The sequence below is a fragment of the Thermohalobaculum sediminis genome (assembly GCF_023487995.1).
Taxonomy (GTDB): domain Bacteria; phylum Pseudomonadota; class Alphaproteobacteria; order Rhodobacterales; family Rhodobacteraceae; genus Thermohalobaculum; species Thermohalobaculum sediminis.
In genome coordinates this window covers 109325-130778 of the sequence record NZ_JAMFKN010000004.1, presented here as the reverse complement: position 1 = coordinate 130778, position 21454 = coordinate 109325, and the positions used below count along the sequence as shown (strand labels likewise).

Genomic DNA, 21454 nt, shown 5'->3' with positions numbered 1-21454 from the left:
AGCCGTGGGAGACGGCCGCCCTCGGGTCGGAATCGGCGCGGACCATAGCCGACGTGCGTGAAGCTGTCGCGGGTCGACGCAACGTCAAGTTTCCGTGCCGGGCGCATAGGTGCATTGCAACAAAGGCATGCCGCAAGAGCGAACGCCGCCTGAAGCCCGCCTGGCAGGGAGGCTTCGGGCTCAGAAATCCTTGCGCCAGTTCAGGCCGATGGACGAGCCGTGCTCCTCGCCCACCTCGCCGTCCACGCTGAAATCGTCGAACACCTCGACCTCGACCTGCACGGTGGCCGAGCCGCCGTCGATCGGCTGCTTGGCGCCGACGAAGACGCCATCGGCGACATTCTTGCCCACCGTCACCGAGGCGCCGTCGCCGTCGTCGTCGATCCGCAGGACGTCGATGCCGGCGGCCCCGTGCAGGCTGTCGACCACGCCGCCCGAGCCGCTGAGCAGCGTGGCGAGCGCGTTCGCGAGCTGGATCGCCTCGGTCGGGCTCAGCGACTGGCGCGAGCGGCCGAACAAGGTGCGGGGCAGCACCTCCTCCTCGGGCACCTGCGGATCCGAGGTGAAGCCGATCTGCGGGTTCGAGGCGTTGCCGCGCACCTCGATCCGGCCGATGAAGCCGTCGCGCTCATGCGCCAGCACCACCGCGAGGATGGGGTCGATCTCGGTCCCGCCAGTGAAGCGGACCTCGCCGGTCTCGAGCTCGAAGTCGCGCCCCAGCAGGTCGAGCTGGCCGCGGATGCGCTCGACCGCACCGGTGATGCGCGGCGCGGCGGCGGTGCCTGCAACGTCGAGACCGAGGCGCCATTCGCTGTCGAGGCCGCGGCCGCGGACGAAGATGTTGCGCGGCCCCTCGACCTTCAGATCGAGCGTGACGGCGTCACCGGCGGGCTCGACGGGCTCCGGAACGGGGTCGCCCTTGAAGCGGACCTCGCCGAGATCGGCGACCGATGGCGGCGTCGCGTTCACCAGCCGCAGCTCGGCGCGGTCCACATTGATGCGGCCGGTGACGGCAGGGCCCGCAAGCGGCCCCCTGGCCGCGATGTCTGCCGAGATTTGCGCCCGCACGTCGTCGCGACGCACCAGCACCGCCTCGCGGGCGGTCAGCGTCGCGTCCACCGCCTCGGCGTCGAGCGCGACGCGGGCCTCGACCGTGCCGTTGGCTCCGTCGCGGGCTTCGAGGTCGAGCACGATTCCGCCCTGACCGTCGAGGCTCGAGCCGAGCGTCAGATTCGTGAGGATCGTGCCGGTCTCGAGGTTCTGGTATTGCCCGTCCGTCATCGCGACCGATCCGCCGATGGCGGGCGAGCCCACCGGGCCCGACACCGCGAGGTCGATGTCGAGATTGCCGTCCAGGATGTGGTCGGGCACCGGCACGAGCGCCCAGAGATCGCCGAGCCGCCCCTGCCAGCGCAGGGAGCCGTCGATCTCGCCGCCGCGCGGGATCTGGGGAACGATCCCCGGGGTCGGCCGCAGCGGCAGGGCGGCGGTCGCACGCACCGGGTCGCCGAACGGGCCCGACAGCGCTGCCTCGGCCTCGGCCCGGCGGCCGTCCCAGCGGGCCTGGGCGTCGAGGCCGAGGCCGCCGATGTCGGCGATCGCCTTGTCGAGGAGCAGGTCGCGCCCGGTGACGCTGGCGTCCGCGCGGGCGGCGCCTGGGCGGGTGTCGAAGGCCGCGCGCGCATCGACGCGGCCCCCGGCCAGCGGCAGCGCGATGTCGAGATCGCCGAGCGCCGCCGCCAGCGCCGCGAGGTCGTCCATCAGCAGCACGAGTTCGCCGCCGAGCCCGGCCGGATGGACCGCGAGCGCCCCCGTGAGCCCGCCGCCCGGCAGGCCGAGGTCGATGCCCCGGAGCCGCGTGACGCCCCCCGCGACGCCGATGGCGAGCGGCGCGCGCAGCGCCATTTCGGCCTCGCCGACGCGGGCGCGGGCCTCCGAGACGCGCGCGCTCAGGTCCGGGGTGGCGGCGTTCGCGGTGACGCGCAGGATGAGCGAGGCGGGCTTCGGATCGCCCCGGCCCAGCGCCGCCTCGCCGCTCGCATCGGCGGCGATGGCGAGGGCGCCGAGCGGGCCGCGCAGGCTGGCGGTCACCGGCGCGAGGGCAAGCGGCGCGGCCTCGGCACGGGCGGCGCGGGCGCGGACGTCGAGGACCGGCGCCTCGCCCAGCGCGTCGCCGATGCGGGCCGTCACCTCGGCGCCCGAAACCGCAAGGCCGTCGCCAGCGACGGAGGGCGCCGCGAGGCGGGCGTCGAGCGTCCCGGCGGCATCGAGGCTGGCCGCGAGGTCGGCTGCGCGCACGGCGATGCCGCCCGCCTCGACCCGCTGCGCCGAGGCGTCGAGCCGGCCGGTGGGCGTCGTGGTCACGCCCGCGAAGCTGCCCTGCCCCGTGATGGCGGCGACACTGGCGGCGCCGGCGGCGTCGAGCCCCTCGGCCCGGAACTCGACACGGCCCGAGGGATCGGCGGCAAGGTCGGCAAGATCCGCAGTGCCGGTGAGCCGCGCGAGGCTGGCGGTGCCCGGCGCCTCGATGCCGTCGAGCGCGAAGGTCACGCGGCCCGCTGGCGCGGCAACGAGGTCGGTGAGCTCGGCGGTGACCTCGCCCGTCGCGAGGCTCGCCTGAGGGTGGCGCGCGTCCGACAGCGTCAGTGTCACGTCGGCCTCGGGCGCACCCAGCGCGTCGCGCATACCGCCGCGGATGCCGAGCCGGGCAAGGCGCGCCTCGAACCCCGCGAAGTCGCGCAGCCGCAGGTCGAGCCCGGCATCCTGCCGCCCGCCGGGCGCCGCGAGCGTGACCCGGCCGTCGAGCGCGCCCGCGAGCCGCTGGCCCGCCAGCTGCTCGGTCAGCGGCGCCAGTGTCCCGAGATCTGGCACGGCGAGGTCGAGCGCGCCCTCGGCCAGCGTGGTGGCGAGATCGACGGTCGCCTCGCCTCGCGCCGTCAGGCCCAGCGCCCGCGCGGTCATCGACTCGAGCGCCAGGGTCTGGCCGGCGAGGAGGAAGTCGGTCGCGACCTCGGCCGGGCCGTAGCGCGAGCCGTCGGCCGTCACCGCCACGCGGCCCGCGACGCTGCCTTCGGGCGCCGCGGCGCCGGGGGCGGGGGGCGGGGGGCTGACCACGGTCACGTCGTGGTCGAGCGTGACGGTGCCATAGCCCTCGCCCTCGAACACCAGATCGGCGAGGCGGGCGAAGCCCTTGATGCCGATCGCCTCGAACGGCCCCTCGACCCGGCCCTCGACATCCAGCCCGCCGGAGGCCACGACGTCATAGGCGCGCGCGACCGGGCCAAGCTCGGGCGCGCGCAACGCATAGTCGAGCGCGGCGCGGCCCGCGCCCGTGTCGGCCTGCCCGCGCGCCTCCAGAGCGAGCAGCGGTGAGTCGAGCGCGAGCGCCTCGAGCGTGAGCACGCCCGCGTCGAAGGCCCCCGCCGCGCGCAGGCCGGTCTCGCCCAGCAGGTCGGACGTCAGCCGGTCTAGCCTGAGCCCGGCCACGCCCCCATCGACGTCGAAGCCCACGCGCTCGCCCGCCATCGAGACCGTGGTGGCGAGGCGCGCGCGGCCGACATCGGCGGGCTCGGTTTCCAGCCCGTCGAGGCTGAGCGCGCCCTCGGCGGTGAAGTCGCCCGGCACGACGCCAGCGACGCGGCCCTCGAAGCCGAAGCCGCCGAAATCGACGCCCTCGACCAGCACGGCGAGACCGGGGCCGCCGCGCAGGTTCACCGCGAGATCGGCCGCGCCGGTCGGCAGGGCATAGGTGCCCGAGGCGTCGAGCGTCAGGTGCGGCGACGACAGGCTGCCGCGCTCGACCCGGATCAGGCCGCTGCCGTCCTCGGCCTCGGCGACGCGGAAGGCAAGCTCGGCCCGCTCGCCCAGCACGCTCGCCGCGGCCGGGTCGATGGCGGGGCCGGGCACCAGCACGAAATCGCCGTCGACCAGAAGCCTCCCGCTGGCCTCGACCACCGCCCGACCGTCGAGCTCGAACACCTGCTCGGCCGCCGCATCGACCGAAAGCCGCCAGTCGGTCAGGGGGCCGTCGGCGGCCACGCTCACGCGGCTCGCGCTGCCCGGCGGGAAGCCTGCAAGCTCGGCCACAAGCCCGCCCGCCGCCTCCTCGGCCGCGAGGTCGAGTTTCAGCGTGTTCGCCTCGAAGGTGCGCAGGTAGTCGAGCGCGATGCGGCCGGCCACCGCGTCGGCGCGCTGAAGCTGGAGCCGCAGCGACTGCTCGTCGCCCTCGTCCCGCAGCGCGCCCGTGGCGTCGAAGGCGAGCGACTGGCCCGCGATCACGCCTTCGGCCACCCGAACGCGGTCGAGCCGCATCTCGCGCAGGTGCAGCGTCAGCGGCGCGCGCGGCCATTCGAACAGGCCGCGCTCCTCGGCCGGGACCGCGTCCTCCTTGACCTCGGGCGTCGCGCCGGGGCGGCGCAGGACCTCGACATCGGCGGCCACGATGCTCTCGATGTCGAGCTCGCCCCGCAGGATACGCCGCGGGTTCCACCTGAGCGAGAGCGCGCCGATGCGCATCCAGACGCCGTCGGCGTCGGCGAAGGCCACGCCCACCAGCGCGGTCGAGCCGTCCTCGCTCTCCTCGACGCCGGCCGCGGTGATCTCGAGCTCGCCCGGCACCGAGATGCGCTCGAGCGCGAACTGCACGAGGCTGTTCTTGAGCCCGAGCAGCGAGAACTGCGCCAGCGCCGGCGCCCCCGCCAGCACGAGCGCCACGCCGAGAACCGCGATGAGAGCCCGCGCGCGCATCAGAATGCCTGCCCGATCGAGATGTAGACCTGGAAACTGTCGTCCGCGTCCCGCTTGTTCAGCGGCACGCCGACATCGAGCCGGATGGGCCCGACCGGCGAGGCGTAGCGGATGCCGCCGCCCGTGCCGACCTGCACCCCCTCCTCGAGGCTCGGGATCGTGCCGGTCGAGACGCTGCCCGCCTCGACGAAGGCCGCGAGCCACAGATCGCCCCAGACCCGGCCGCGCAGCTCGCCCCCCGCCTCGAGCACCGAGCGCCCGCCGACCGGGTCGCCCGCGGCGTCGAGCGGGCCCACGAAATCCTCGGCATAGCCGCGGACCGAGCCGCCGCCGCCCGAGTAGAGCCGCCGGGTCTGCGGCACGTCCGACAGCGCATCGGCGATGATTGAGCCCACGCGCCCGCGCACGGCCGCCACCACGTCGCCCTCGGCGGTGAGCCGCCGGTAGGCCGAGGCCCGCGCATCGATCGTGAGGAATGTCACCGGGTCGTTCGCGAAGATGCCGCCGAAGGGCGTGAGGTCAACCCGCAACCGCTCGCCGGTCTTGGGGTCGAGCAGGTCGTCCGACCCATCATAGGCGGCGAACAGCGGGATGCCGCCCAGTAAGGCATCGTCGGTGACGCCCTGGTCGGTGATCGAGCTGTATTCGGCCAGCCCCCCCGCGCCGACGGTCCAGTGCTCCCCAAGCCTGCGCTCGAGGCCCGCCGTGACGGTGCCGCCCAGCTCGTCATAGGCGTCTTCCTCGACCCGGCGCAGCTCGATGCCGGCGATGAGGTCCTGCAACGGGCGCAGGTATTGCGGCTTGCGGAAGGTGGTGGTGAGGCGCTGCACGTCCAGCGAGGCGTCGGCCAACACCTCGACCTGCTCGTTCGCGCCGAAGAGGTTGCGGTGTTCGATGCCCGCGCGGACGCCCGGGCCTTCATCGGTGTTGTAGCGCACGCCGGCCCGGACGGTGCGGAAGGGGGCCTGTTCGAGGGCGACGGTCACCTGCGCGGCCTCGCCCGGCGGCGGCGCGTCCGGCAGCGTCACGGTGCCTGCACGGAACAGCCGCGTGCCCATCAGCCGGCGCTGGAACGCGGCGAGCAGCGCCGTATCGACCACGTCGCCCTCGGCCCAAGGCAGGTAGGTGCGAAGGTATTCCTCGTCCACGTCGGGCGCCCCGGTGAACGAGATGGGGCCAAACACGTGGTGCGGCCCTGCCGAGATCCGGCTGTCGACCTCGAGCGTCGCGGCCTCGCGGTCGGCGACCGCCTCGCGCCCGCGGCCCGCGGCATAGGGCCGGCCCGTGCCGCGCAGGCGCGCGACCATGGCCCGCTCGGCCTCGAGGATCGCGGCGGCCTCGGCGGGGCCGCCGACCGGCGAGCCGAAGCTCGCGGCCGGGCCGAGCTCGGGCGCCGGGCCCGCGCCGGTGTCGGAAAGGATCACGTCGTGGCGCACCAGCGTGAAGGGCGTGCCCGCGTCGATCGCGATCTCGGCGATTGCGGCCGCCGGCGCGGGCTCGCCGCCCTCGGCGGCGGGTGACGTATTGCCGCCCTGGCCGGCGGGCGGGGCGACCTCGCTCACCCGCGCCTCGACGCTGGCCCCGTAATAGCCGTAGGAGCGCAGGATCTTCTGCGCCGTGGGGATGTCGCCTTCGGCCCGGCGGCGCAGGAAGGCCACGCTCTGCGCGCCCTGGTCCTGCCGGCGGAAGATAAGGAGCGATTCCTCCATCAGCGCGGCGATCTCTTCGCTGGGCGCGCCGCTCACGACGGGGGTGTAGTCGATCCCGGTCTCGGGGCGATCGAAGGCGAAGGGATCGGCCAGCGGGTCCGAGGCGCAACCCGAAAGGACGGCCGAGAGCCCGCCGGCAAGGGCGAGCGCCCATGCGGCGCGGAGGATGCGTCTTGGCTCGGTCACTCGCCCAGGTCCGATTCCCGCTCGCGGCGCCGTGTGGCGCGGCGCGATCACGGAACAGTTAACCCAGCCCGCCGGAGAAGCAAACCGCCCGATCGGCCGCGGCGGGCGGGATCAGAGGAGCACGATGCCCCCCGGCGCGCCCGCGTCGATTACCGCGAGGCGCGTGCCGCGGGCAGCGAGGGGCGCGAGCTGGGCCGCGATCTCGTCCTTCAGGTTCCACGGCAGGATCACCACCCGGTCCGGCGCCACGGCGATCAGCGCCTCGGGCGAGACGATCGGGATGTGAGAGCCGGGAAGGAGGCGCCCCTGCTTCTGCGGGTTGCGGTCGGCGACGGCCATGATATCGGCCCGGCCCACGCCGCAGAAGTTGAGGAAGGTGTTGCCCTTGGCCGCCGCGCCATAGGCCGCGACCGTCAGCCCCGCGGCCCGCGCCCGGCCGAGGAAGTCGAGGAAGCCCGACCGCAGCGCCCCGGCCCGGGCCGCGAAGCCGGCATAGGGCGCGGGGCTGGCGAGCCCCGCCGCCGCCTCGCGCGCCCGCACGGCGGCGAGGCCGGGGCGTTCGGCATGCGCCGCGGCCCGGTGGCAGGCGAAGACCCTGAGCGAGCCCCCATGCGTCGGCAATTCCTCGACGTCGAAGACGCGCAAGCCCGCCGAGGCCAGCACCGCCTCGACCGCCAGAAGCGAGAGGTAGCTGTAGTGCTCGTGATAGATCGTGTCGAACTGCACGCGCTCGATCAGGTTCAGGAGGTGCGGGAACTCGAAGGTAGCGACGCCCTCGCGCGCCAGCACCAGCGGGAAGCCAGCGACGAAGCCGCGGATGTCGAGGACATGCGCCAGCACGTTGTTGGCCGCGATCAGGTCGGCCGAGATGCCCTCGGCGACAAGCCCCGCCGCGGTCGTGGCGTTGAAGAAGGCCACCCTGGTCTCGACCCCGCGGCCGCGCGCGACCTCGGCGGCATGGCCGGCGGGCTCTATGCCCAGCACCGGGACGCCGGCCTTCACGAAATGCTGAAGCAGGTAGCCGTCGTTCGAGGCCACCTCGATCACACGGCTTTGCGTCCCGAGCCCGAGCCGCGCCGCCATGGCCTCGGCATAGCGCGCGGCATGGGCGACCCAGGATTCCTAGTAGCTCGAGAGATAGGCATAGTCGTGGGCGAAGATGCTCTCGGCCGGCGCGTCGTGGTCGAGCTGCACGAGCCAGCAGGACTGGCAGACCCGCGCGTGCAGCGGAAAGCGCTGCTCGGCGGCCACCGCGGCCGGATCGTCGGGCAGGTAGGAATTGGCAAGCGGCTGGTCGCCAAGGTCGATCAGCGAGAGCGAAAGCCCCGCGCCGCAGAAGCGGCAGGCCGTGCGCGCGCCTCGATCCGTCATGTTCCGCCCTCCACCGATGCCTGCACGGCGCCCGTGATAGCCAAGGCGCGGGGGGCGCGCGATCGCGCCCGGTTGCGCGCCCGCGCCGCGCGCCCTATCACGGGGGCGTCAGGCGACGGGGGGACCAGCGATGAAGGCAGTGCTTCTGGAGGGCGGGCTGGGGACGCGCATCGCAGAGGAATCGGACCATCGCCCCAAGCCGATGATCGAGCTCGGCGGCCGCCCGATCCTGTGGCACATCATGAAGATCTACGCCCATCACGGCATCACCGACTTCATCGTGTGCTGCGGCTACAGGGGCTACATGATCAAGGAATATTTCGCCAATTACCGGATGCACAACTCGGACCTGACGGTCGACCTCGCGGACGGCAGCGTCAGCTGGCACGCGACCGCCGCCGAGCCCTGGCGGGTCACGCTGGTGGACACGGGGCTGGAGACCATGACCGGCGGGCGGCTGAGGCGCATCGCGGGGTTCCTCGATCCCGACGAGCCCTTCTGCATGACCTATGGCGACGGCGTGGCCGACATCGACATCACGCGGCTGGTGGCCTTTCACCGCGCGCATGGCCGGGCCGCCACGCTGACCGCCGTGGTGCCTCCCGGCCGCTATGGCGCGCTGGAATTCGAGGGCGAGCGCGTCGCGCGCTTCATCGAGAAGCCGCCCGGCGACAACGCGCTGATCAATGGCGGTTTCTTCGTGCTCCACCCGTCGGTCATCGGCCGCATCACTGCGGACGACACGCCCTTCGAGGCCGCGCCGCTGACGGGCCTTGCCGCGGATGGTGAGCTGATGGCCTTCCGACATACCGGGTTCTGGCGCCCGATGGACACGCTCAGGGACAAGCGCCAGCTCGAGGAGTTGTGGGAGCGCGGCGGCGCGCCCTGGAAGGTCTGGGCATGAGCCGCCTGCCAGATCCGGCCTTCTGGGAGGGCAAGCGCGTGCTGCTGACCGGGCAGACCGGCTTCAAGGGGTCGTGGGCGGCGCTGTGGCTCGCGTCGATGGGGGCGAAGGTGCAGGGCCTCGCGCTCGCGCCCGAGACCGATCCCAGCCACTTCGACCTCGCCGGCGTCGGCAGCGAGATCGACAATCGGCTGGCCAACCTGCGCGGCCCCGACGAGGTGGCCGATGCCGTGATCGCGGCGAGGCCCGACCTCGTGCTGCACATGGGCGCACAGGCGCTGGTTCGCCGGTCGCTGCGCGAGCCGGTCGAGACCTGGAAGACCAATGTCTCGGGCACCGCGAACCTCCTCTTCGCGCTGCGCGCCCATGCGCCGGGCGCGGCGGTGCTGGTGGTGACCTCGGACAAGGTCTACCGCAACGACGACACCGGGCGGCCCTTCACCGAGGCCGACCCGCTGGGCGGCAAGGACCCCTACTCGGCCTCGAAGGCCGCTTGCGAGATCCTGGTGGCCTCGTGGCGCGCGAGCTTCCCCGGCGCGCCGCTTGCCTCCGTGCGGGCGGGCAACGTGATCGGCGGGGGCGACTTTGCCGAGAGCCGGATCGTGCCCGACATCGTGCGCGCGGTGGCGGCCGGCGAGGAGGTGGTGCTGCGCCACCCTGAGGCGACGCGGCCCTGGCAGCATGTTCTCGACTGCCTCGCGGGGTATTTCCTGCATCTCGAGGAACTGGCGGGCGGCGCCGAACTGCCCGCGCTCAATATCGGCCCCGCGCCTGAGGCGGTGACGACGGTCGCGCAGGCGGCCGAGACGATCTCGGGCCTACTTGGGGGCATGGGCTGGCGGCACGAGCCGGTTCCGGGCTCGGTCGAGGCGCGGGCGCTGGCGCTCGACAGCGCGCTCGCGCGCCGCGCGCTGGGCTGGGCCGAGCGGCTGCCGGGGCGCAAGGGTCTGGAATGGACGGCCGAGTGGTACCGCGCCTGGCTGAGGGGCGCCGATATGGGCGCGGTGAGCCGTGGCCAGATCGCGGCCTATATGGCAGGCGGGGACTGAGATGCGAGTCCTGCCGCAATCGATCCCCGATGTCGCGGTGGTCGAGACGGACGCGGCCGGCGACGCCCGCGGCTGGTTCGCGCGGCTGTGGTGCGCCGAGACCTTTGCCACCGCCGGCATCGACTTCCGCCCCTGCCAGATCAGCCAGTCGATGAATGCCGAGGCCGGCACGCTGCGCGGCCTGCACTTCCAGCACCCGCCCCATGCCGAGGCCAAGCTGGTGCGCTGCCTGCGCGGCCGGGTCTGGGACGTGGCAGTGGACCTGCGCGCCGGCAGCCCCACCCGCCTGCGTTGGGTGGGGGTGGAATTGTCGGGCGAGAACCGGCGCGCGGTACTGATCCCGAAGGGCTTCGCGCATGGCTTCCTGACGCTCGAGCCCGGAAGCGAGCTTCTCTACATCACCGACCACCCCTGGACGCCGGGCGCCGAGGGCGGGCTCAGGTGGGACGACCCGACGCTGGGCATCGACTGGCCGGCGGAACCGCGCATCCTGTCGGAGCGCGACCGGCGGCACCCGCTGATTGGCGCGGAGGGACAGGCATGACCGAGACCGAGTCGCTGCTGGCGCGGCTGATCGCCTTTCCCACGGTGTCGCGCGACCCCAACCGGGCGCTGATCGACTGGGTGGCGGGGCAACTGCGTGAGGCCGGGATCGAGGTCCGCATCATCCCCTCGCCATGCGGGCACAAGGCGAACCTGTTGGCGACCGTCGGCCCAGCCGACCGCCCCGGCGTGATGCTGTCGGGACACACGGACGTCGTGCCGGTGGACGGGCAGGACTGGACCCGCCCGCCCTTCGAGCTGACCGAAGGCGGCGGCCTGATCTACGGTCGCGGCACGGCGGACATGAAGGGCTTCGTCGCGTCTGCGCTGGCGGCGGCGCGGCGGGCAGCGGGGCGCAGGCTGGCCTCGCCCCTGCACCTCGCCTTTTCCTATGACGAGGAGTTGGGCTGCCTCGGCGTCCACAGCCTCGTGGACATGCTGGCGGCGGCGCCCGTCAAGCCTGCCTTCTGCATCGTTGGCGAGCCGACCTCGATGACCGTCGCGACCGGGCACAAGGGCAAGGTCGCGATCCGCGCCACCTGTCGCGGGCGCGAGGCGCATTCGGCGCTGGCGCCGACCGGACTCAACGCCATCCACCTCGCCTGCGACCTCGTCGCCGCGATCCGGGCCGAGCAGGCGCGCATCGAGGCGGAAGGGACGCGCGACGGCGACTACGACATCGCCTACACCACACTCCATGCCGGGCGGATCGAGGGCGGCGTCGCACTCAACATCGTGCCGAACCGGGCGGTGCTGGACTGGGAGGTGCGCAACCTCGCCGAGGATGACGCGGCCGAGATCGTGGGCCGCATCCGGGCAGCGGCCGACGCCATCGTGGACGAGGCGCGCACCCAGGCCCCCGAGGCCGCGATCGAGTTCGAGGAGCTGTTCTCCTACCCCGGCCTCGGCACCGACCGGCAGGCCGAGGTGGTGCGCTTTGTCCAATCCCTGACCGGGGGGAACGCCACGATCAAGGTGGCCTTCGGCACCGAGGGGGGCCTGTTTTCGGCCCGCCTCGGCGTGCCCACGGCGATCTGCGGGCCGGGCTCGATGAGCCAGGGCCACAAGCCCGACGAGTTCGTGAGCCGCGACCAGCTCGCCCGCTGCGACGCGATGCTGGAACGGTTGGTGGAGAGGCTGGAAGCGGGGTTGTGAGGCTGCCGGGTGCGCGCGGTCGACGGCGTGGTCCGACCCCGCGCTTGATCCCTCGGTCAGCTTGGAGAATGATCGATGGGGCGTGTCCGCGCGCCCGTTTCTCCGACACACCGAACGGACCCTCGACGCGACATGCTCGACTGGATCAGCCTTGCCATCCTGATCGGCGCGGGCCTGATCGCCGCCAGCGCGCTGACAAGCCTTGCCTCGCAGCGGCTGGGCGCGCCGTTGCTGCTGGTGTTCCTGGGAATCGGCCTGCTCGCGGGCGAGGACGGGCTTCTGGGCATCGACTTCGACAGCGGGCCGACCGCCTATTTCATCGGGTCGCTTGCGCTTGCCATCATCCTGTTCGACAGCGGCTTCGAGACGCCGCTGCGCAGCTACCGCATCGCGGCGGCCCCCGCGATCGTGCTCTCGACGCTGGGGGTGGTGCTGACGACGGGGCTGGTGGGCGTCGGTGCGCGCCTCCTGCTGGGGCTCGGCTGGATCGAGTCGCTCATGCTGGGGGCAATCGCCGCCTCGACCGACGCGGCGGCGGTGTTCTTCCTGCTGCGCGTGGGCGGGATCACGCTGCGCGACCGGGTGAAATCGACGCTCGAAATCGAGTCGGGCACGAACGACCCGATGGCGATCTTCCTGACCATTACGCTGTCGGGCCTCGCCGCGACAGGGGCGGGATTCGAGGCGGCGGGGCTCGAACTGGCCTCGGCCTTCGCCCGGCAGATGGGGATCGGCGCAGCCGCAGGTGTCGCGGGCGGCTTCTTCATCGCCTGGCTGCTGAACCGGCTGGGCGATCTCGAGCCCGGCCTCTACCCGATCACGGCGCTGAGCGTGGCACTGATGGTCTTTGCCGCGACGGGGATGCTGGGGGGAAGCGGGTTCCTCGCCGCCTATCTGGCCGGGCTGGTGGCGGGCAACAGCCGGGTGCGGCGCGCGGCGAGTCTGAGACGCTTCCAGATCGGCATGACCTGGCTTGCGCAGATCGGCATGTTCCTCACGCTCGGTCTGCTGGCGACGCCGAGCGAGTTCGGCGCCGTCGCGCTGCCTGCGGTGGCGCTGGGGCTCTATCTCATCTTCGTCGCACGGCCGCTGATGGTGTGGCTGTGCCTGATGCCCTTCCGGTTCACGGGGCGCGAGATCGCCTTCACGGGCTGGGTGGGGCTGAGGGGCGCGGTGTCGATTCTGCTCGCGATCCTGCCCTCGCTCTCGGGCCTGCCGCAGGGGCAGCTCGTGTTCAACGTGGTGTTCATGATGGTGCTGGCCTCGCTGATCGTGCAGGGCTGGACCATCCGCGCGGCAGCGCGGCGGCTCAAGCTGCTGGTGCCGCCGCCGGCGGGGCTGGTGGACCGGATCGAGCTGGACCTGCCGGGCAAGGCCGATGTCGAACTGGTGGGCTATCGCATCCACCCCGACAACATGCTGACGCGCGGCGCACGAATCCCGCGCTGGGCGCGCCCGCTGGTCATCCTGCGCGGCGAGCGGACCCATTCGGTGCACGACGCGGGCCCGCTCCAGGGCGACGACCGTGTCTATCTCTTCGCCTCGCACGGGCAGGTCGATCTGCTCGACAGGGTCTATGGCAGCCCGGCCGGGCCCGAGGAGCTGGCCGAACTGGGCGATTTCGTGCTAACCCAGGAGGCCACGCTTGGCGAGCTGGCCGCGCTCTACGCCCCCGCCGTCGAGGTCGAGACACCCGCCATCACGCTGGGCGAGATGCTGGCAAACGAGTTCAACAACCAACCGGCGATCGGCGACCGCATGCGTTTCGGGCCAATCGAGCTGGTGGTGCGCAAGCTGGGCGGGGACGACCGGGTCGCCGAGATCGGCGTGGTGCTGGAGCCCGACGCTCCGGCGGGCCGCGGCTGGCTCGACCGGCTGCTGGCGAGGCTGGGCTGAGCGCGCCGCCTCACCCCTCGGGCGCCATGATCTCGACCTCCCGGCCCTCGCGGATCGCCGTGAAGAAGCAGGCGCGGCGGTTGGTGTGGCAGGCGGGTCCGGTCTGCTCGACCAGCATGAGCAGGCAGTCGCGGTCGCAGTCCACCCGCATCTCCACCAGCCGCTGGACATGGCCCGAGCTCTCGCCCTTGCGCCAGAACGACTGGCGCGAGCGCGACCAGTAGGTGACGCGGCCCGTGGCCAGCGTCTCGGCCACGGCCTCGGCGTTCATCCAGGCCAGCATCAGCACCTCGCCCGAGCCCGCGTCCTGCGCGATGGCGGGGATCAGGCCGCGCGCGTCGTAGCTGAGCGTCACGGGGTCGAAGGGAACCTGCGCGGTGTCGGTCTCGGTCATCGGGCATCCCTTCCTGCGGCTTCGCGGGGGCTTTTACACCGGGCGGCGAGGCGCTATCTAGCCCCGGTAAGACCTGGAGCCTGCCCATGACCGCCGTCACCTCGGACCTGATGAAGCTCTACTCCGACCGGATCCTCGCGCTTGCGGCCGAGATCCCGCATGTCGGCCGGCTCGACGCGCCCGACGGCACGGCGTCGAAACGCTCGCCGCTCTGCGGCTCGACGGTCACGGTCGACGTGACGATGGCGGACGGGCGGATCGCGACGTTCGCGCAGGACGTGAAGGCCTGCGCGCTGGGCCAGTCCTCGGCCTCGGTGCTGGGGGCGGCTGCGGTGGGGCGCACGCGGACCGAGATCGCGCGCGGCCGCGAGCAGCTCCATGCCATGCTCAAGGAAGGCGGGCCGGTGCCGGACGCGCCCTTCGACGGGCTCGAGGCGCTGTTACCCGCCCGCGACTACAAGAACCGCCACGCCTCGATCCTTCTGGCCTGGGACGCGACGCTGGCGGCGATCGACGCGGCCTGCGCGGCCTGACCCACTTCTGATCCCGGAACGACGGCGCCGGCATGGTGCGCGCCGTGCCCGAGCGGCGCGGCGCGTCACCCTAGACGCTGGACAGCCCCCACCGCGCGGCTTATCCAAGTTGCGGCCCGGCACCGAACGACCGGGCGCGCGAGGCAGGATCCGGGGGCAAGCGACCGACCCCCATGGCCGCGTTCGCGACCACAATCACCGCATGTCCGGGACGAAACAACAGCAAGGGACGATCATGGCCTCAAGCGCACTCATGCCCCTGCCGCCCCTCCTCGGGGTGGTCGGGCTCGGCTTCGCCTACCTCCTCTTCACGATGGTCATGAAGTACCCGGAGGGCGAGGACCGCATCAAGAAGATCGCCGACCAGATTCACCTGGGCGCCATGGTGTTCATGAAGCGCGAGTATTCCATCCTCGTGTTCTTCGTGGCCGCGATCGTCGCGCTGGCATGGATTTTCCTTGGCGTGTCCACCGCCATCGCGGTGATCACCGGGGCGCTGTCGTCCTCGATCGCCGGCTGGCTGGGCATGTATGCCGCGACCAAGGCGAACGTGCGCACCGCCACCGCCGCGAAGGGCGAGGGCGCGGCGAGCGCGCTGACGGTGGCCTTCTTCGGCGGCTCGATCATGGGGCTATGCGTGGCCTCGCTGGGCCTGCTGGGCCTCGGCGGGCTGTTCTGGTTCCTGGGCGGCGAGGTGCACTCGCTCGAGGGCTTCGGCGTGGGCGCCTCCAGCGTCGCGCTGTTCTCGCGCGTCGGCGGCGGCATCTTCACCAAGAGCGCCGACGTGGGCGCCGATCTCGTCGGCAAGATCGAGGCCGGCATCCCCGAGGACGACCCGCGCAACCCCGGCGTGATCGCCGACAACGTGGGCGACAACGTGGGCGACGTGGCCGGCATGGGCTCGGACATCTTCGAATCCTATTGCGGCGCGATGATCGCGACCATGGCCATCGCCGGCACCATGGCCGGGGTGGCCGGGCAGGCCGAGCTTCTGATCCTGCCGCTGATCCTGGCGAGCGTGGGACTGCTTGCATCCATCGCCATGATCTTCGTGGTCCGCAAGCGGTCGGACGCGGCGCCCGCGGCGGCGCTGAGAACCGGAACGCTGGGCGCGCCGGTGATCTTCGTGGCGCTGGCCTTCGTCGTCATCAAGGCGCTGGGCCTGGGGACCGAGATCTGGCTCGCGGTGGTCTCGGGCGCCGTGGGCGGCGTGATCGTCGGCCTCGTGACCGAGCACTACACGGGCGGATCGCCGGTGGTGAAGATCGCCCGTTCGGGCGAGACCGGGCCTGCCACGGTGATGATCACCGGGCTTGCCGTCGGCATGCAGTCGGTGGTGCTGCCGCTGCTGGCCATCGCCGGGATCGTCTATGTCTCGACCTCGCTCGCGGGCCTCTACGGGGTCGGTATCGCCGCCGTGGGCATGCTGGCGACGGTCGGCATCACGATGGCGATCGACGCCTACGGGCCCGTCGCCGACAACGCCGGCGGCATCGCCGAGATGGGCGGCATGGGCAAGGAGGTGCGCGCCATCACCGACTCGCTGGACGAGCTGGGCAACACCACCGCCGCCATCGGCAAGGGCTTCGCCATCGGCGCGGCCGCGCTGGCGGCGCTGGCGATCATCGCGGCCTTCGTCGAGACGGTCTCGCACCACAAGGAGGGCTTCGAGCTCGAACTGTCCAACCCGCAGGTGATCGTGGGCCTGTTCATCGGCGGCACCATCCCGCTGCTGATCGCCTCGCTGACCATGACGGCGGTGGGCGATGCCGCCTTCGACATGATCAACGAGATCCGCCGGCAGTTCCGCGAGATCCCCGGGCTGCTGGAAGGCAAGGCCGAGCCCGACACGGCGAAATGCGTGGACATCGCCACGCAGGCGGCGCTCAAGCGCATGGTCCTGCCGGGCACCATCGCAGTCCTGATGCCGCCGGCGGTGGGCTTCCTGATCAGCCCCGAGGCGTTGGGCGGCATGCTGGCGGGTGGCCTTCTGGGCTGCGTGCTGATGGCGCTGATGATGGCCAATGCCGGCGGCGCCTGGGACAACGCCAAGAAGCATGTCGAGAAGGGCAACCTCGGCGGCAAGGGCAGCCCGACCCATGCCGCGACGGTCGTCGGTGACACCGTGGGCGATCCCTTCAAGGACACCTCGGGCCCGTCGATGAACATCCTCATCAACGTGATGGCCATCGTGAGCCTGGTGATCGCGCCGCTGCTCTGACGGCCTGACGCACGAGCCGGGGCCCGGGCCAAGCCCGGGCCCCTCGCATTTGGCGCGGCGCCGCTGCGACCTGATTGTGCATTGCAACATGGCCGCGCCGCACCTATAAGCGCGGCCAGTCGGCCATCAACCTGCGGATCAGGACAGATATCATGAGACTCGACGCCATTCCCGTCGGCAAGAACCCCCCGGAAGAGATCAACGTCATCATCGAGGTGCCGGTCGGCGGCGAGCCGATCAAGTACGAGATGGACAAGGAGTCGGGCACGCTGTTCGTCGACCGCTTCCTCTACACGCCGATGCGCTATCCGGGGAACTACGGCTTCGTGCCCCACACCCTGTCCGAGGATGGCGACCCGATCGACGTGCTGGTCGCCAACACCCGTCCGCTGGTGCCGGGCTGCGTCATCTCGTGCCGCCCGATCGGCGTCCTTGTGATGGAGGACGAGAAGGGCAAGGACGAGAAGATCGTCGCGGTGCCTTCCTCCAAGATCACCCGGCGCTGGGAGAAGGTGCACGACTTCTCGGACCTGCCCGAGATCACGCGCGAGCAGATCAACCACTTCTTCGAGCATTACAAGGACCTCGAGCCCGGCAAGTGGGTGAAGGTCGAGACCTGGGGCGACGCCGCCCGCGCGCGCAAGATGATCCAGGAAGCGATCGACCGCGCCAAGGCCGCGAAGTAAGCCGCGCCGAACCCGAACCCGAAGCCCCGGCCCCCGCGCCAGGGCTTTTCGCGTCCTTGCAAGGTGCGCGCGCGCCTGCTCCACTGGGCGCGGAGGTGGCGCGATGGACGACAGGACGGCTCACGGGTTCCGCGAGAAGCTCGAGGCCATGCGCGCCGCGCTGGCAGCGGAGGAGGCCGCGACCGAGAGCGACCGCGCGCCGGTCGAGCTGGACCAGCAATCGGTCGGACGGCTCAGCCGCATGGACGCGATGCAGGTCCAGGCGATGGCGCTTGGTCAGTCGCGCCGCCGCGCCGCGCAGATGAAGCGCATCGACGCGGCGCTGGCGCGGATCGAAGGCGGCGATTTCGGATGGTGCCTCGACTGCGGCGAGGAAATCGGGCTGAGACGGCTGCAGCTCGACCCGGCGGCGCCCTACTGCGTGCATTGCGCCGGAACCCGCTGAGGCCCGCGCTTGGCAAGGCCCGCGCCGCCCGCTAGAGACGGAGCCGCAACGCGCGGGGGCGAGCCATGATCTACCAAACGGCCGAGGAATACCTGAGCGCGCCGCAGAAGGCGGTGGCGCTGTTCGGCATGTCGGGCCTCGGCAAGACCCGCATCGCGGCGATGCTGCGGGCCGAGGCCGACTGGTTCCACTACTCGATCGATTTCCGCATCGGCACGCGCTACATGGGCGAGCACATCGTCGACAACTTCAAGCGCGAGGCGATGCGCAACCCATTCCTGCGCCAGCTCCTGCGCTCGGATTCGATCTATATCGCCTCGAACATCTCGTTCGAGAACCTCGCGCCGCTCTCGACCTATCTCGGCAAGCCGGGCGACCCTGACAAGGGCGGCATCCCCTTCGAGGAATATGTCCGCCGCCAGCGCCAGCACCGCGACGCCGAGATCGCGGCCCTGATGGACACGGCCCGCTTCATCGAGAAGGCGCGCGACATCTATGGCTATGCCCATTTCATGTGCGATACGGGCGGCTCGATCTGCGAGGTGGTGGACCCGGACGACCCCGCCGACCCGGTGCTGCGCGCGCTGTCGGATGCCGTCCTGATGGTGCAGATCCGCGGCACCGAGGCGCTGGAGGACGAGCTGGTGCGCCGCTTCGAGAAGGCGCCGAAGCCGATGTACTACCCCGAGGACTTCCTGCGCGCGGCCTGGGCGCGATATCTCGCCGAGCAGGGCGTCGAGGAATGCGCGGTCGACCCAGACCACTTCATCGCCTGGGGCTTCCGCAGGCTGCTGGCGCACCGCATCCCGCGCTATGCCGCGATCGCGCGCAACTGGGGCATCACCGTCGAGGCGGCCGAGATCGCGGGTGTCGCGACCCCCGCGGATTTCGACCGGCTGATCGCCGCGGCGCTGGACCGGCGGGGCTGAGCCGCCCGCCGCCCGCGCCCGCATGGTTGCGCGCGGCCCTCGCTTGCCCCTATGTATCGCCTCCCGACGCCTCATCGAGACGGACCTGCGCCGATGCCCATCAAGATCCCCGCCGAGCTGCCCGCCCACGACGTGCTGCGTGCCGAGGGCGTGATGGTGATGTCCGAGGAGACGGCGGCGCGGCAGGACATCCGCCCGCTGCAGATCGCACTCCTGAACCTGATGCCTAACAAGGCGCGGACCGAGACGCAGTTCGCGCGCCTGATCGGGGCCACGCCCCTGCAGATCGAGCTGACGCTGGTGCGGATGTCCGAGCACCGCTCGAAGAACACCGCACCCGAGCACATGGAGGCGTTCTACCAGCCCTTCCCCGAGGTCGAGGCGCGCAAGTTCGACGGACTGATCGTCACCGGCGCGCCGATCGAGCTTCTGGACTTCGAGAGGGTGACCTACTGGGCCGAGCTCACGCGCATCTTCGACTGGACCCAGACCAACGTGCACTCAACCTTCGCGATCTGCTGGGGGGCGCAGGCGATGCTGCACCACTTCCACGGGGTCCGGAAGCACGCGCTGGCGAAGAAGGCCTTCGGCTGCTTCCGCCATCGCAACCGGGCGCCGGCCTCGCCCTATCTGCGCGGCTTCTCGGACGACTTCATCATCCCGGTGAGCCGCTGGACCGAGATCCGCGAGGCGGAACTGCCCGGCGACGCGGGGCTTTCGGTGCTGATGAGCGCGCCCGAGACCGGGCCCTGCCTGATCGAGGACCCGGCGCACCGCGCGCTCTACATGTTCAACCACATCGAGTACGACACGACCTCGCTCAAGGAGGAGTACGACCGCGACGTGGCCAAGGGCGAGCCGATCGAGGTGCCGGTGAACTACTACCCCGGCAACGACCCGAGCCGCCCGCCCGAGAACCGCTGGCGCAGCCACGCGCACCTGCTGTTCGGGAACTGGATCAACGAGGTCTATCAGACCACGCCCTACGACCTCGGCGCGATCGGGACGGACGAGGCGGGTTGATCGGGGTTCGTGCCGATCCGAAGATCGGTGATGGCGCCCTCTCGGCGTGGCGGCTCCCGGCTGTCCCGCCCCCGCCTTCGACAGCATGGACGAGGCCCCGGCTCGAAGGCCGGGGCAGCGGGTGCCACCGGGGAGGGTTCCGCTCGGAACAGGCGGCTCTCAGGCCGGGACGCCGCGCCGCGCGGTCTCGTTGCCGGGTGCCACGCGCATCAGGCGCATCTCGCCGATGCCGCGGATCTCGTGCAGGCCCAGATCGGTGAGGTGGAAGTCGTCGATCAGCGCCGCCTTCATCTCGTCGGGCGCCACGATCGCCATGGGGTTCGCGAAGGCCTGCAGGCGGGCGGCCATGTTCACCGCCGGGCCGAACACGTCGTAGACGTATTTCTGGATGCCGACGACCGAGCCCACCGCCGCCCCGGTGCCGAGGCCGATGCGCGCCTGCCACTTGTGCGGGTGGCTCTGGTTGCGGCGCTCGAGGTAGCGGATGAAGCGGATCGCGCATTGCGTGACGGCGCGGGCGTGGTCGGGCGTGGGCTCGGGCATCCCTGCAACCGCCATGTAGGCGTCGCCGATGGTCTTGATGCGCTCGCAGCCATACTGCTCCGAGATCCGGTCGAAGGCGGTGAACACGTCGTTGAGCTCGTGCAGCGTCACGGTGGGATCGGTCTGCGCCGCGAAGGCAGTGAAGCCGACGAAGTCGAGCATCAGCACCGAGACCGAGGGATAGAGCTGGGGCGTGACCACGCCAAAGCTCTTGAACTCCTCGTAGACCGAGCGGGGCATGATGTTCAGAAGCAGCCGCTCGACGCGCTCCTTCTCGCGCTCCAACTCGCGGGTGTTGCGCTCGACCATGCTGGAATAGCTGTCGATCATCGACTCGAGCTCGCGGATGCGGGTGACGTTCTGGCACTCGATCACGAGGAGCCGCTCGCCATCGGCCTCGGCGGGCGAGACGGCGAGCGCGATGGAGAGGCTGCGGCGGCGCGGCTTGATCGAAATCTCGGCGTCATAGCGCCCGGCCGTGGCGATGGCCTCGCGCAGCACCTCCGCGTCGAGGCCCGGCAGCGCGTCGGCGACCGTGGCGTCCGGGGCAGGCTCGCCGAACCACTCGGCGAAGGCGCCATTGTGGAAGATGACCGCGAGATCGCGCTCGCGCAGAATGGCGACGCCCACGCCGATCGCGCGCAGCAAGCGCTCGTTGATGGCCGCGATCGTCATCCCCTGCCCTTGCCGATGATGGGGGCGCGGCGGGCCTCGATCTCGGCGATCACCATCTGGATGTCGGGCGGCGCGAAGCCGTGCTCGGCCAGCGCCTCGGCGAGCAGCGCGGCCATCTCGTCGTAGTCGGCGTGGCTGAGTTCCAGCGGCGCGTGCACCTGCCGCAGGCGCTCGTCCGAATAGCTGGCGGGGCCCCCGAGGATCGCCGAGATGAACTTGGTCTGGTGGTCGATCAGCCGCTTCATGTCGACCGCCTCGAAATAGTCGCCGATCTGGTCGGACTCGAGCGCCTTGTCGTAGAAGGTCATCACCACCCGGCTGACGGTGCGGAAGCCGCCGTATTTCTCGTAGAGCGTTTTCGACATGCCGCTCCCCTGCGACCTCGCCAGCCCGGCGATTGCCCTTACGAGAATAATCGACCCATGGCGCGAAAGCCAAGCGCGTTC

At 71.5% G+C, this 21454-nt stretch carries 17 protein-coding genes and 1 pseudogene; 11 read left to right on the top strand and 7 right to left on the bottom strand.

Annotated features, from left to right (window positions below; translation table 11 throughout):
- Positions 1-180 precede the first annotated feature (180 nt).
- The 4 genes and pseudogenes from M1105_RS10325 to M1105_RS10310 form a co-directional block, all read right to left on the bottom strand.
- Positions 181-4746, bottom strand: coding sequence for a translocation/assembly module TamB domain-containing protein (locus M1105_RS10325; protein ID WP_249580287.1), 4566 nt, complete (start codon positions 4744-4746; stop codon positions 181-183).
- On the bottom strand, positions 4746-6641 hold the full coding sequence (locus M1105_RS20835) for an autotransporter assembly complex protein TamA (protein ID WP_249580286.1): 1896 nt from the start codon (positions 6639-6641) through the stop codon (positions 4746-4748). The genes M1105_RS10325 and M1105_RS20835 overlap by 1 nt, the downstream gene beginning before the upstream one ends.
- 111 nt (positions 6642-6752) lie before the next feature.
- Positions 6753-7727: pseudogene (locus M1105_RS10315) on the bottom strand (methyltransferase domain-containing protein); the annotation flags it as partial.
- 36 nt (positions 7728-7763) lie between these two features.
- Entirely contained in the window at positions 7764-8012 is a 249-nt protein-coding gene (locus M1105_RS10310; RefSeq protein ID WP_249580284.1) for a class I SAM-dependent methyltransferase, read from the bottom strand.
- A 130-nt stretch (positions 8013-8142) separates the two neighbouring features.
- On the opposite strand from M1105_RS10310, the gene rfbF reads away from it, so the two are divergent.
- The 5 genes from rfbF to M1105_RS10285 all read left to right on the top strand — a co-directional run bounded on the left by rfbF (position 8143) and on the right by M1105_RS10285 (position 13559).
- Positions 8143-8916: a glucose-1-phosphate cytidylyltransferase gene (gene rfbF, locus M1105_RS10305; protein WP_249580283.1), complete on the top strand. Its 774-nt coding sequence runs from the start codon at positions 8143-8145 to the stop codon at positions 8914-8916.
- Positions 8913-9965 carry a CDP-glucose 4,6-dehydratase gene (rfbG, locus tag M1105_RS10300; protein WP_249580282.1) on the top strand — a complete coding sequence of 351 codons (1053 nt, stop codon included), beginning with the start codon at positions 8913-8915 and terminating at the stop codon, positions 9963-9965. Before rfbF ends, rfbG begins: the two co-directional genes overlap by 4 nt.
- A gap of 1 nt (position 9966) precedes the next feature.
- On the top strand, positions 9967-10509 hold the full coding sequence (gene rfbC, locus M1105_RS10295) for a dTDP-4-dehydrorhamnose 3,5-epimerase (protein ID WP_249580281.1): 543 nt from the start codon (positions 9967-9969) through the stop codon (positions 10507-10509).
- Positions 10506-11663, top strand: coding sequence for an acetylornithine deacetylase (gene argE / locus M1105_RS10290; RefSeq protein WP_249580280.1), 1158 nt, complete (start codon positions 10506-10508; stop codon positions 11661-11663). The genes rfbC and argE overlap by 4 nt, the downstream gene beginning before the upstream one ends.
- Positions 11664-11795: 132 nt before the next feature.
- A complete protein-coding gene (locus M1105_RS10285) occupies positions 11796-13559 on the top strand; it encodes a potassium/proton antiporter (protein ID WP_249580279.1) in 1764 nt (587 codons plus the stop codon).
- A 10-nt stretch (positions 13560-13569) separates the two neighbouring features.
- On the opposite strand, the gene hisI is transcribed toward M1105_RS10285, so the two are convergent.
- Positions 13570-13953 (bottom strand): phosphoribosyl-AMP cyclohydrolase, encoded by a 384-nt coding sequence (hisI, locus tag M1105_RS10280; RefSeq protein WP_249580278.1) that lies wholly within the window; start codon positions 13951-13953, stop codon positions 13570-13572.
- A gap of 86 nt (positions 13954-14039) precedes the next feature.
- On the opposite strand from hisI, the gene M1105_RS10275 reads away from it, so the two are divergent.
- The 6 genes from M1105_RS10275 to metA all read left to right on the top strand — a co-directional run bounded on the left by M1105_RS10275 (position 14040) and on the right by metA (position 19790).
- Positions 14040-14486, top strand: coding sequence for an iron-sulfur cluster assembly scaffold protein (locus M1105_RS10275; protein WP_249580277.1), 447 nt, complete (start codon positions 14040-14042; stop codon positions 14484-14486).
- A gap of 235 nt (positions 14487-14721) precedes the next feature.
- Positions 14722-16707 carry a sodium-translocating pyrophosphatase gene (locus tag M1105_RS10270; protein WP_249580276.1) on the top strand — a complete coding sequence of 662 codons (1986 nt, stop codon included), beginning with the start codon at positions 14722-14724 and terminating at the stop codon, positions 16705-16707.
- Positions 16708-16859: 152 nt separating this feature from the next.
- Complete coding sequence (ppa, locus tag M1105_RS10265; RefSeq protein WP_249580275.1) at positions 16860-17393, top strand: inorganic diphosphatase; 534 nt, start codon at positions 16860-16862, stop codon at positions 17391-17393.
- A 103-nt stretch (positions 17394-17496) separates the two neighbouring features.
- On the top strand, positions 17497-17838 hold the full coding sequence (locus M1105_RS10260; protein WP_249580274.1) for a TraR/DksA family transcriptional regulator: 342 nt from the start codon (positions 17497-17499) through the stop codon (positions 17836-17838).
- 65 nt (positions 17839-17903) lie between these two features.
- Positions 17904-18767, top strand: coding sequence for an ATPase (locus M1105_RS10255; RefSeq protein ID WP_249580273.1), 864 nt, complete (start codon positions 17904-17906; stop codon positions 18765-18767).
- 93 nt (positions 18768-18860) lie between these two features.
- Positions 18861-19790: a homoserine O-acetyltransferase MetA gene (gene metA, locus M1105_RS10250; protein ID WP_249580272.1), complete on the top strand. Its 930-nt coding sequence runs from the start codon at positions 18861-18863 to the stop codon at positions 19788-19790.
- Between the two features lie 159 nt (positions 19791-19949).
- On the opposite strand, the gene M1105_RS10245 is transcribed toward metA, so the two are convergent.
- Both M1105_RS10245 and M1105_RS10240 read right to left on the bottom strand, forming a co-directional pair.
- Positions 19950-21008, bottom strand: a complete 1059-nt coding sequence (locus tag M1105_RS10245) for an adenylate/guanylate cyclase domain-containing protein (protein WP_249580271.1) — start codon at positions 21006-21008, stop codon at positions 19950-19952.
- Positions 21005-21373 carry a truncated hemoglobin gene (locus tag M1105_RS10240; protein ID WP_249580270.1) on the bottom strand — a complete coding sequence of 123 codons (369 nt, stop codon included), beginning with the start codon at positions 21371-21373 and terminating at the stop codon, positions 21005-21007. Before M1105_RS10240 ends, M1105_RS10245 begins: the two co-directional genes overlap by 4 nt.
- Positions 21374-21454: the final 81 nt, after the last annotated feature.

Excerpts from the sequence above, each read along its gene's own strand:
- M1105_RS10255 (WP_249580273.1), top strand. The coding sequence starts at position 17,904 with ATGATCTACCAAACGGCCGAGGAATACCTGAGCGCGCCGCAGAAGGCG.
- M1105_RS10260 (WP_249580274.1), top strand. The coding sequence starts at position 17,497 with ATGGACGACAGGACGGCTCACGGGTTCCGCGAGAAGCTCGAGGCCATG.
- M1105_RS10245 (WP_249580271.1), bottom strand. The coding sequence starts at position 21,008 with ATGACGATCGCGGCCATCAACGAGCGCTTGCTGCGCGCGATCGGCGTG.
- rfbF (WP_249580283.1), top strand. The coding sequence starts at position 8,143 with ATGAAGGCAGTGCTTCTGGAGGGCGGGCTGGGGACGCGCATCGCAGAG.
- ppa (WP_249580275.1), top strand. The coding sequence starts at position 16,860 with ATGAGACTCGACGCCATTCCCGTCGGCAAGAACCCCCCGGAAGAGATC.
- M1105_RS10275 (WP_249580277.1), top strand. The coding sequence starts at position 14,040 with ATGACCGCCGTCACCTCGGACCTGATGAAGCTCTACTCCGACCGGATC.
- M1105_RS10240 (WP_249580270.1), bottom strand. The coding sequence starts at position 21,373 with ATGTCGAAAACGCTCTACGAGAAATACGGCGGCTTCCGCACCGTCAGC.
- metA (WP_249580272.1), top strand. The coding sequence starts at position 18,861 with ATGCCCATCAAGATCCCCGCCGAGCTGCCCGCCCACGACGTGCTGCGT.
- argE (WP_249580280.1), top strand. The coding sequence starts at position 10,506 with ATGACCGAGACCGAGTCGCTGCTGGCGCGGCTGATCGCCTTTCCCACG.
- rfbG (WP_249580282.1), top strand. The coding sequence starts at position 8,913 with ATGAGCCGCCTGCCAGATCCGGCCTTCTGGGAGGGCAAGCGCGTGCTG.
- M1105_RS10270 (WP_249580276.1), top strand. The coding sequence starts at position 14,722 with ATGGCCTCAAGCGCACTCATGCCCCTGCCGCCCCTCCTCGGGGTGGTC.
- M1105_RS10310 (WP_249580284.1), bottom strand. The coding sequence starts at position 8,012 with ATGACGGATCGAGGCGCGCGCACGGCCTGCCGCTTCTGCGGCGCGGGG.
- rfbC (WP_249580281.1), top strand. The coding sequence starts at position 9,967 with ATGCGAGTCCTGCCGCAATCGATCCCCGATGTCGCGGTGGTCGAGACG.
- M1105_RS10285 (WP_249580279.1), top strand. The coding sequence starts at position 11,796 with ATGCTCGACTGGATCAGCCTTGCCATCCTGATCGGCGCGGGCCTGATC.
- M1105_RS10325 (WP_249580287.1), bottom strand. The coding sequence starts at position 4,746 with ATGCGCGCGCGGGCTCTCATCGCGGTTCTCGGCGTGGCGCTCGTGCTG.
- hisI (WP_249580278.1), bottom strand. The coding sequence starts at position 13,953 with ATGACCGAGACCGACACCGCGCAGGTTCCCTTCGACCCCGTGACGCTC.